Origin of the sequence: Haliea sp. (assembly GCF_040222615.1) — a bacterium.
Taxonomy (GTDB): Bacteria; Pseudomonadota; Gammaproteobacteria; order Pseudomonadales; family Halieaceae; genus Haliea.
Genome location: NZ_JAVKCQ010000147.1, coordinates 1 through 8,076 on the forward strand (window position 1 = coordinate 1; position 8,076 = coordinate 8,076).

Annotated in this window: 8 protein-coding genes; all 8 read left to right on the plus strand. The window is 66.4% G+C overall.

Annotated features, from left to right (window positions below):
• Positions 1 to 235: ExbD/TolR family protein (locus RJQ10_RS11980; protein WP_350146870.1), on the plus strand; the 235-nt coding region annotated here is incomplete at its 5' end.
• Positions 228 to 2,045, plus strand: a complete 1,818-nt coding sequence (gene msbA, locus RJQ10_RS11985) for a lipid A export permease/ATP-binding protein MsbA (RefSeq protein WP_350146871.1) — start codon at positions 228 to 230, stop codon at positions 2,043 to 2,045. The genes RJQ10_RS11980 and msbA, both read left to right, overlap by 8 nt.
• A complete protein-coding gene (gene lpxK / locus RJQ10_RS11990) occupies positions 2,038 to 3,048 on the plus strand; it encodes a tetraacyldisaccharide 4'-kinase (protein ID WP_350146873.1) in 1,011 nt (336 codons plus the stop codon). The genes msbA and lpxK overlap by 8 nt, the downstream gene beginning before the upstream one ends.
• Before the next feature lie 12 nt (positions 3,049 to 3,060).
• Positions 3,061 to 3,831 (plus strand): 3-deoxy-manno-octulosonate cytidylyltransferase, encoded by a 771-nt coding sequence (gene kdsB, locus RJQ10_RS11995; protein ID WP_350146875.1) that lies wholly within the window; start codon positions 3,061 to 3,063, stop codon positions 3,829 to 3,831.
• The gene (locus tag RJQ10_RS12000) at positions 3,824 to 4,312 is read left to right on the plus strand and encodes a low molecular weight protein-tyrosine-phosphatase (RefSeq protein ID WP_350146877.1); all 489 of its coding nucleotides are present in this window, start codon (positions 3,824 to 3,826) and stop codon (positions 4,310 to 4,312) included. Before kdsB ends, RJQ10_RS12000 begins: the two co-directional genes overlap by 8 nt.
• On the plus strand, positions 4,299 to 5,327 hold the full coding sequence (gene murB / locus RJQ10_RS12005) for a UDP-N-acetylmuramate dehydrogenase (protein WP_350146879.1): 1,029 nt from the start codon (positions 4,299 to 4,301) through the stop codon (positions 5,325 to 5,327). The genes RJQ10_RS12000 and murB overlap by 14 nt, the downstream gene beginning before the upstream one ends.
• Positions 5,324 to 7,159 carry an excinuclease ABC subunit UvrC gene (gene uvrC / locus RJQ10_RS12010; RefSeq protein ID WP_350146881.1) on the plus strand — a complete coding sequence of 612 codons (1,836 nt, stop codon included), beginning with the start codon at positions 5,324 to 5,326 and terminating at the stop codon, positions 7,157 to 7,159. The genes murB and uvrC overlap by 4 nt, the downstream gene beginning before the upstream one ends.
• A gap of 14 nt (positions 7,160 to 7,173) precedes the next feature.
• Positions 7,174 to 7,746 (plus strand): CDP-diacylglycerol--glycerol-3-phosphate 3-phosphatidyltransferase, encoded by a 573-nt coding sequence (gene pgsA, locus RJQ10_RS12015; RefSeq protein ID WP_350146882.1) that lies wholly within the window; start codon positions 7,174 to 7,176, stop codon positions 7,744 to 7,746.
• Positions 7,747 to 8,076: the final 330 nt, after the last annotated feature.

The window sequence follows — 8,076 nt, forward strand, 5'->3', positions numbered from 1 at the left end:
GCGGGGTGGGCCCGGGGTCCTGGGCCCGCGGCTGGTCGCCCCGCGGGTCCGTACTATCCAATCGGCGATCTACAAGGTTTCCGCCGGTGACACCACCCTGCCACTGGTCATCGCAGCCGATGCCCAGGCCAGCCACCAGGATGTGGTGCGGGCCATGGACGCGGCGGGGCAGATGGGTTTTGTCCACCTCAGCATTAGCACCCGGCAGCCAGCGGAGGCGCCGGCCAGTGACTGAGCAGCGCGGCCGCATCAGCGACCTGCAACTGTATCGGCGCCTGCTCGGCTATGTGCTACCGTACTGGTATCTCTTCGCCCTCAGCATTGTCGGCTATGTAATTTACTCGCTGGGCAACGTGTTGCTGGCGGACCTGATGCAGTTTCTGCTCGATTCCCTGAACGGATCCGCGGAGACCAGGGAGGGGCTGGTGTCCGGCGCTGCCTATGCCCTGCTGGACGCGGGCGAGATGACGCCGCTGGAGTTCGCCCGTATCGGGGTGCCGGCGGCCATGGTAGTGCTGGCCTTCACCCGCGCCATGGGCTTCTTCGCCGGTACCTATTTCATGAACCATGTGGCCCGCAATCTGGTCCACCAGCTGCGCGGGGAGCTGTTCAACAAGATACTGCTCGCCCCCAGTACCTATTACGACCACCACAGCCAGGGCGTGCTGATTTCCAAGATCACCTTCAACGTCGAGCAGGTAACCGGCGCCGCCACCAAGGCGCTCAAGGTGGTGGTGGGGGAGGGCCTGACGGTGATCGGCCTGCTCGGCTACCTGTTTTATCTCAACTGGCGCCTGAGCCTGATCTTCATGCTGGTGGCGCCCTGCATAGCGCTGGTGGTGTCGGTGGTCGGCAAGCACTTCCGGCGCTATAGCCGGCGCATCCAGGATTCCATGGGGGATGTGACCCAGGTATCCAACGAGAGTATCGGTGGCTACAAGGAGGTGCGCCTGTTTGGTGGCCAGCAGCAGCAGGGGGATCGCTTTGAGGTCGCCAGCGCCTACAATCGCAACCAGAGTCTGAAGCTGGCCCTGGTCGATGCCATGAGCACCCCGGTGATCCAGACCATGCTCGCGGTGGCTCTGGGGGCCATGGTCTGGTTTGCCCTCAACCCGGAGATCCTCGCCGGCTTCAGTGCCGGCTCACTGGTCGCATTCCTCACCGCGGCGGGGCTATTGGGCAGGCCGATCCGCCAGGTCAGCAGCGTCCAGAGCGTGATCCAGCGGGGCCTTGCGGCTGCCGAGGATATCTTTAACCAGCTGGACCTGGAGGACGAGCCGGATACCGGCACCCACGCCGTGGACCGGGCGCGCGGGGACATAGCGTTCGAACGGCTCAGTTTCGTCTACCCGGGTACGGAGCAGGTTGTGTTGCGAGACATCAATCTGGCGATCCGCGCGGGGGAGGCCGTGGCCCTGGTCGGACGCTCCGGCAGTGGCAAGAGCACGCTGATCCAGTTGCTGGCGCGGTTCTATCCCGCGGAGGATGGCAGCATTGCCCTGGACGGGGTGCCGATCGCCGACTACCGCTTGAGCAACCTGCGCCGCCAGCTGGCCATGGTGTCGCAGAACGTTACCCTGTTTCACGATACGGTGTTCAACAACATCGCCTATGGCGATCTCGCCGGCGCCAGCCGCGAAGCGGTCATCGCCGCCTGTGAATCTGCCCATGCGATGGAGTTTATCGACAAACTACCGGAGGGCCTGGACACGGTTCTCGGTGACGACGGCGCCGGCCTCAGCGGCGGCCAGCGCCAGCGTCTGGCCATTGCGCGGGCTATTCTCAAGGATGCACCGGTGCTGGTTCTCGATGAAGCGACTTCGGCCCTGGACAATGAATCCGAGCACCGCATCCAGCGGGCACTGGATACGATCATGCGCAACCGCACCACCATTGTGATCGCCCACCGCCTGTCCACCGTGGAACGCGCCGATCGCATAGTGGTCATGGATTCAGGCGAGATTATTGCCAGCGGTACCCACGCCGAACTGTTGGCCCAGGGCGGCCTCTACGCCCAGCTGTATCACCAGGAATTCAGTGACTGACAGCGGCAGGCGCAGTGAGCCCGCCCTGGTTCGGGCCTGGTACAGCGGCGCAGTCTGGCTCTGGCTGCTGCGCCCCCTGGAGCTTCTCTACCGGCTGCTGACCGGCCTGCGGCGGTACGCCTATCGCGCCGGTTTCCTGCCCCGTTACCGGGCGCCGGTACCGATCGTGATCGTCGGCAACATTACCGTGGGCGGTACCGGCAAGACCCCGGTGGTGATCGCGCTGGTAGAGGCGTTGCAGGCCAGGGGCCTGCATCCGGGGGTGGTGAGCCGAGGCTACGGCGCTGCAGCGGCGGCTGTCTTCCCGCACCGGGTGGGCGACGACAGCAGTGCCGCTGACTGCGGCGATGAGCCCCTGTTGATCTACCAGCGCACAGGCGCCCCCTGTGTGGTTGCGCCGGACCGGCCCGCCGCAGTCCGGGCCCTGCTGGCGCAGGAGCCGGTTGACCTGGTGCTGTGCGATGACGGCCTGCAGCACTACGCCCTGGACAGGGACCTCGAGATCGCGCTGCTGGATGGGGAGCGCGGCCTGGGCAACGGCTTCTGCCTGCCGGCCGGGCCCCTGCGGGAATCCGCCGGACGCCTGCGGGAAGTGGACTGGGTATTGCACCGCGGCGGCAGCGATCCGCAGACGGCGGTCAGTTACCGCAATGATGGTCTGGTACAGCTGCTGCCGGATGCAGGCGCGGCCCCACCGGAACCGGGCAGTGCGGTGCACGGCGTCGCCGGTATCGGCCAGCCGGCGCAGTTCTTCGCCACCCTGGAGAGCATGGGCTATCGGGTGGCGGCGCACCGGTTCGCCGATCACCACGCCTTCGTCGCCGATGATTTTGCTGCCCTCGGCGACAGGCCGGTTATCATGACCGAGAAAGACGCGGTAAAATGCCGCGACTTCGCCCGCGGTGGCCAGCTCGCTACGCAACTATGGTACCTGAAGATCAGCGCTGCGTTGCCGCCGGCCCTGGTGGATCGCATTGTCGCCCTGGCGCGGCCCAGCTCCTGAACCGGAACCTGTATGTCCTTCTCTGTTGTCATTCCTGCCCGCTACGCCTCCACCCGGTTGCCGGGCAAACCCTTGCTCGACGTAGCCGGCCGGCCGATGATCGAACGGGTGTGGCGCCAGGCCAGGCAGAGCGCGGCCGCGCGGATAGTGATCGCCACCGACGACCTGCGCATCCGCGAGGTGGCGGAAGGCTTTGGCGCCGAGGTCTGCATGACCCGCCCCGAGCACCCCTCCGGCACCGATCGGCTGCAGGAAGTCGCCCGGGTGCTGGAGCTGGCAGAGGACGCCATCCTGGTCAACGTGCAGGGCGATGAGCCCTTGATCCCCCCGGCGGTGATCAACCAGGTCGCGGCCAACCTGGCAGCCCACGGCGACTGCGGCGTGGCCACCGTCTGCGCGCCAATCCATGCCGGAAGCGAGCTACACAACCCCAATGCGGTCAAGGTCGTCTGTGATGCCCGGGGCAGGGCGCTGTACTTCAGTCGCGCCGCGATACCCTGGCCCCGGGACAGTTTCGCCGCCGACCCCGGGGTGATGCCCGCTGGCAACCACTGGTACCGCCATATCGGCATTTACGCCTACCGGGTCGGATTCCTGCATCGCTACGTCAGCTGGCCACCGGCGCCGCTGGAACAGATCGAGCAGCTGGAGCAGTTGCGGGCGCTGTACCACGGTGTCGCAATACACGTGGCGCCCGCCGCGGCTCCGGTGCCCGCGGGGGTGGACACCGCCGCGGACCTGGCGGCGGTCAACGCCCTGCTGGCGGAGGCCCCCCATGACTGATGGCCTGACCAGTGTGCTGTTTGTCTGTCTCGGGAATATCTGCCGCTCCCCCACTGCGGACGCGGTGTTCCGCCAGCGGGTACAGGCCCGCGGGCTGGAGGGACGGATCCGGGTCGACTCCTGCGGCACCGCCCCCTGGCATGTGGGCAAACCGCCAGACCCGCGCAGCGTCGCGGCGGCCCGGGCGCGCGGCTACGACCTCAGCCCGTTGCGGGCGCGGCAGCTGTGCTGGGAGGATTATTTCGACTTCGATTACCTGCTGGCGATGGACGAGAGTAATCTCGAGGTACTGCGCCGGGAGGCCCCGCTGGACTACGCCGGGCATATCGGGCTGCTGCTCGACTTCGCCCCGGAAGCGACGGAACGGGAAGTCCCCGATCCCTACTACGGCGAAGGTGACGGCTTTGTCCGGGTGCTGGAACTCGTGGAGGCCGCCAGTGAGGGGCTGCTGGCGGAGATCGCGCGCCGTGAGCAGAGTTGAAGCCGCACGGCAGCCGCGCAACACCCTGCGGCTGAAAGCCAACGCCACCGCCCTGCGCAGTATCGCCAGCGTTACAGAGCTGGAACAGGCGCTGCACTGGGCCGGCAGCCGCGACCTGGCGGTGCTGCCGCTGGGGGAGGGCAGCAATGTCGTACTGCTGCCGCGGCTGGACGCGCTGGTGCTTCAGGTCCGGCTCGGCGGCCGCGAGCTGCTGCAGCAGGACGGGGAAGAGGTACTGCTGCGGGTCGGTGCGGGGGAAAACTGGCACGCGCTGGTCGCCTGGACGTTGGCGCAGGGCTACTGCGGGCTGGAGAACCTGGCCCTGATTCCCGGTACGGTGGGTGCGGCACCGGTGCAGAACATCGGCGCCTATGGCCGCGAACTGGCACCCTTTGTCCACGCCGTTCACACCCTGCGCTGCGCCGATGCCACCCCGCTGGTCCTGGGCCGCGACGAGTGCCAGTTCGGCTATCGCGACAGCATCTTCAAGCATGCGCTCCGCGACCAGGTGGTCATTACTCACGTGGACCTGCAGCTGCCCCTGCGGGCCGCCACTGAAATCAGCTATCCGGGGCTGCGTGAGGCGCTCGCCCAGCGCGGCGTCGCGGCTCCCCCGACACCTCAGGAGGTGTTTGACGCGGTGGTGGCCCTGCGCCGGGCCAAGCTGCCCGATCCGGCGCGGCAGCCCAACGTCGGCAGTTTTTTCAAGAATCCGGTGCTGGCCCGGGAACGCGCAGAGGCGCTGCAGCGTGAATATCCGGGACTGCCAGTGTTCCCGGCGGGCCCCGGGCTGGGCAAGCTGGCCGCTGCCTGGTTGATTGAGCGGGCGGGCTGGAAAGGCCGGCGCCATGGCGGCGTCGGTGTCCACCCGGGCCACGCCCTGGTGCTGGTGAACTACGATGCCGAGAACGGGGCGGAATTGCTGGGGCTGGCGGCCGAGATCCAGGCGTCCGTGCAGGCGCAGTTTGGCGTCGCGCTGGAACTGGAACCGCGGGTCTACGGAGAGCCGGCGTGAGCGACTTCGACTCCGCCAGCTTCCTCAAGCAGCTCACCACGCGGCCCGGCGTGTACCAGATGTACGATGCCGAGGGCAAGCTGCTCTACGTTGGCAAGGCCCGCAACCTCCGCGCCCGGGTCAGCAGCTATTTTCGCGCCAGTGGCTTGACCACCAAGACCATGGCACTGGTGGCGAAGATCGGTGACATCCAGGTAACCGTGACGTCCACTGAAGTGGACGCGCTGTTGCTGGAACACAACCTGATCAAGAGCCACCGCCCGCCCTACAACATCCTGCTGCGGGACGACAAATCCTACCCGTATATATTTCTCTCAACCGAGGACGAATTCCCCCGCCTCAGCCTGCATCGCGGCGCAAAGCGGCGCAAGGGCACCTATTTTGGCCCCTATCCCAGCGCCTCCGCAGTGCGTGAATCCCTGCATTTCCTGCAAAAGGTATTCCGGGTACGCCAGTGCGAGGACAGCTTCTTCCGCAACCGCTCGCGGCCCTGCCTGCAACACCAGATCGACCGCTGCACGGCGCCCTGCGTCGGTCTTGTCTCGACGGAGGACTATGCCGAGCAGGTGCAGCACACGGCACTGTTCCTGGGGGGGAAGTCCCAGGAGTTGATGGTGCGGCTGGCGGATGACATGGAGCAGGCCGCGGCCGCGCTGGAGTATGAAAAGGCGGCAGTGTACCGGGACCAGCTCAGCCAGTTGCAGCATGTCCAGGCCAGCCAGGGCATCGAGGGTACCAGTGGAGAGCTGGACATTCTCGCCGCCACCGTCGAGGGCGGTCGGGCCTGCGTCCAGGTCCTGTTCGTGCGCAACGCCCAGGTGCTTGGCAGCAAGACCTACTACCCGCCGCTGAAGCTGGATGAACAACCAGCCGAGGTGCTGGCCGCCTTCCTGCCCCAGTTCTACCTGGCGGCGGCGCGACCGATCCCGGGGGAAATCATCGTCAACGAACTGCCCGAGGCCAGCGCCAGCCTGGCCGAGGCCCTGACCATCCAGGCCGGGCGCAAGGTCGGCATTCGCGCCCGGGTGCGGGATGCGCGGGCCCGCTGGCTGCAGCTGGCGCAACAGACTGCGGAAACCAACCTGCGCTCCCACCTGGCGGGGCGCCAGTCGACACTTGAACGCCTGCAGGCATTGCAGACTCTGCTGGGCCTGCCCGAGCTGCCCGAACGCATGGAGTGCTTTGACATCAGCCACAGTTCCGGTGAAGCCACCGTCGCGTCCTGTGTGGTCTTCGACCAGAACGGCCCGCGCAAGTCCGACTACCGTCGCTTCAATATTGACGGGATCACCGCCGGCGATGACTATGCGGCCATGCAGCAGGCGCTGGAGCGCCGCTACAAGCGTCTGCAGGCGGGGGAAGGCAGCCTGCCGGACATTCTGTTTATCGACGGCGGCAAGGGCCAGGTGGCTCAGGCGATGGCTGTGCTGGAGTTACTGCAGCTGCCGGCGGTCGAGGTGGTCGGCGTTGCCAAGGGCGTCACCCGCAAGGCCGGGTTCGAGACCCTGGTGCGCGGCCAGACCGGCAGTGAGCAGCAGCTGCGGGGCGACAATCCGGCCCTGCACCTGATCCAGGCCATTCGCGATGAGGCCCACCGCTTCGCCATCACCGGCCACCGTGCCCGCAGGGACAAGGCCCGCACCCAGTCCAGCCTGGAGAGTATCCCGGGCGTGGGCGCCAAGCGGCGGCGGGAACTGCTGCGCCACTTCGGCAGCGCCGCCGGGGTCAGCAATGCCAATGTCGCCGAGCTGAAAAAAATCTCCGGGATCAGTGCAACCCTGGCACAACAGATATACGATCACCTTCACGGCAGTGGTCCACTGGAAGAGTAGCCAACAACTTGAGCATCAATATCCCCAACGCACTGACCATCATGCGGATTCTCCTGATCCCGGTACTCGTGGTTGTGTTCTACACGCCGTTCCAGCACCACCTGCTGGTCGGCGCCGGTATTTTCACCGTGGCGGCGGTCACCGACTGGCTGGACGGCTATCTGGCCCGGCGCCTGGGGCAGATGACCAAGTTTGGCGCCTTCCTCGACCCGGTGGCGGACAAGCTGATGGTGGCGGTGGCGCTGGTACTGCTGGTCGAGCGCCACGACACCATACTCCTCACCCTGGCAGCCTGCGTCATCATCGGCCGGGAGATAGTGGTATCCGCCCTGCGGGAATGGATGGCCGAGCTGGGGCAGCGCACCTCCGTGGCGGTGTCCTACGTCGGCAAGGTCAAGACAGCCTTCCAGATGATCGCTATCATCGGTCTGCTCGCCATTGACCCGGTGCGCGACGAAAGCTGGCTGCTGGCGCTGTGTTACCTGATGCTCTACGCGGCCGCCGTGCTGACCCTGTGGTCGATGATCATCTACCTGCGGGCCGCGGCAGAGGTCATGAAAGGGCAGGATAAGGGCCATTCTCCTTGACAGGGGACGCACAACTCATAGAATAGGCGCCCTCACGGGGTCGGCTGCACTGATCGCGCGAATGATGCGGGAATAGCTCAGTTGGTAGAGCGCAACCTTGCCAAGGTTGAGGGGGGACGCCCAGTCTCGCCGGAACCGGCGACCAGCGCGGACGTTGGACCGACCTACCAGGGCGGGCACAGCACAGTGGGTAGAGCGCAACCTTGCCAAGGTCGAGGTCGCCGGTTCGCACCCGGGTTCCCGCTCCAAAGAATACCAGTGTCGTTTGGCCGTGCGGTGACAGTTAAGAGGTTCGAAGTGGCACGCCACCCCGGCCGTTTCCCGCTCCAG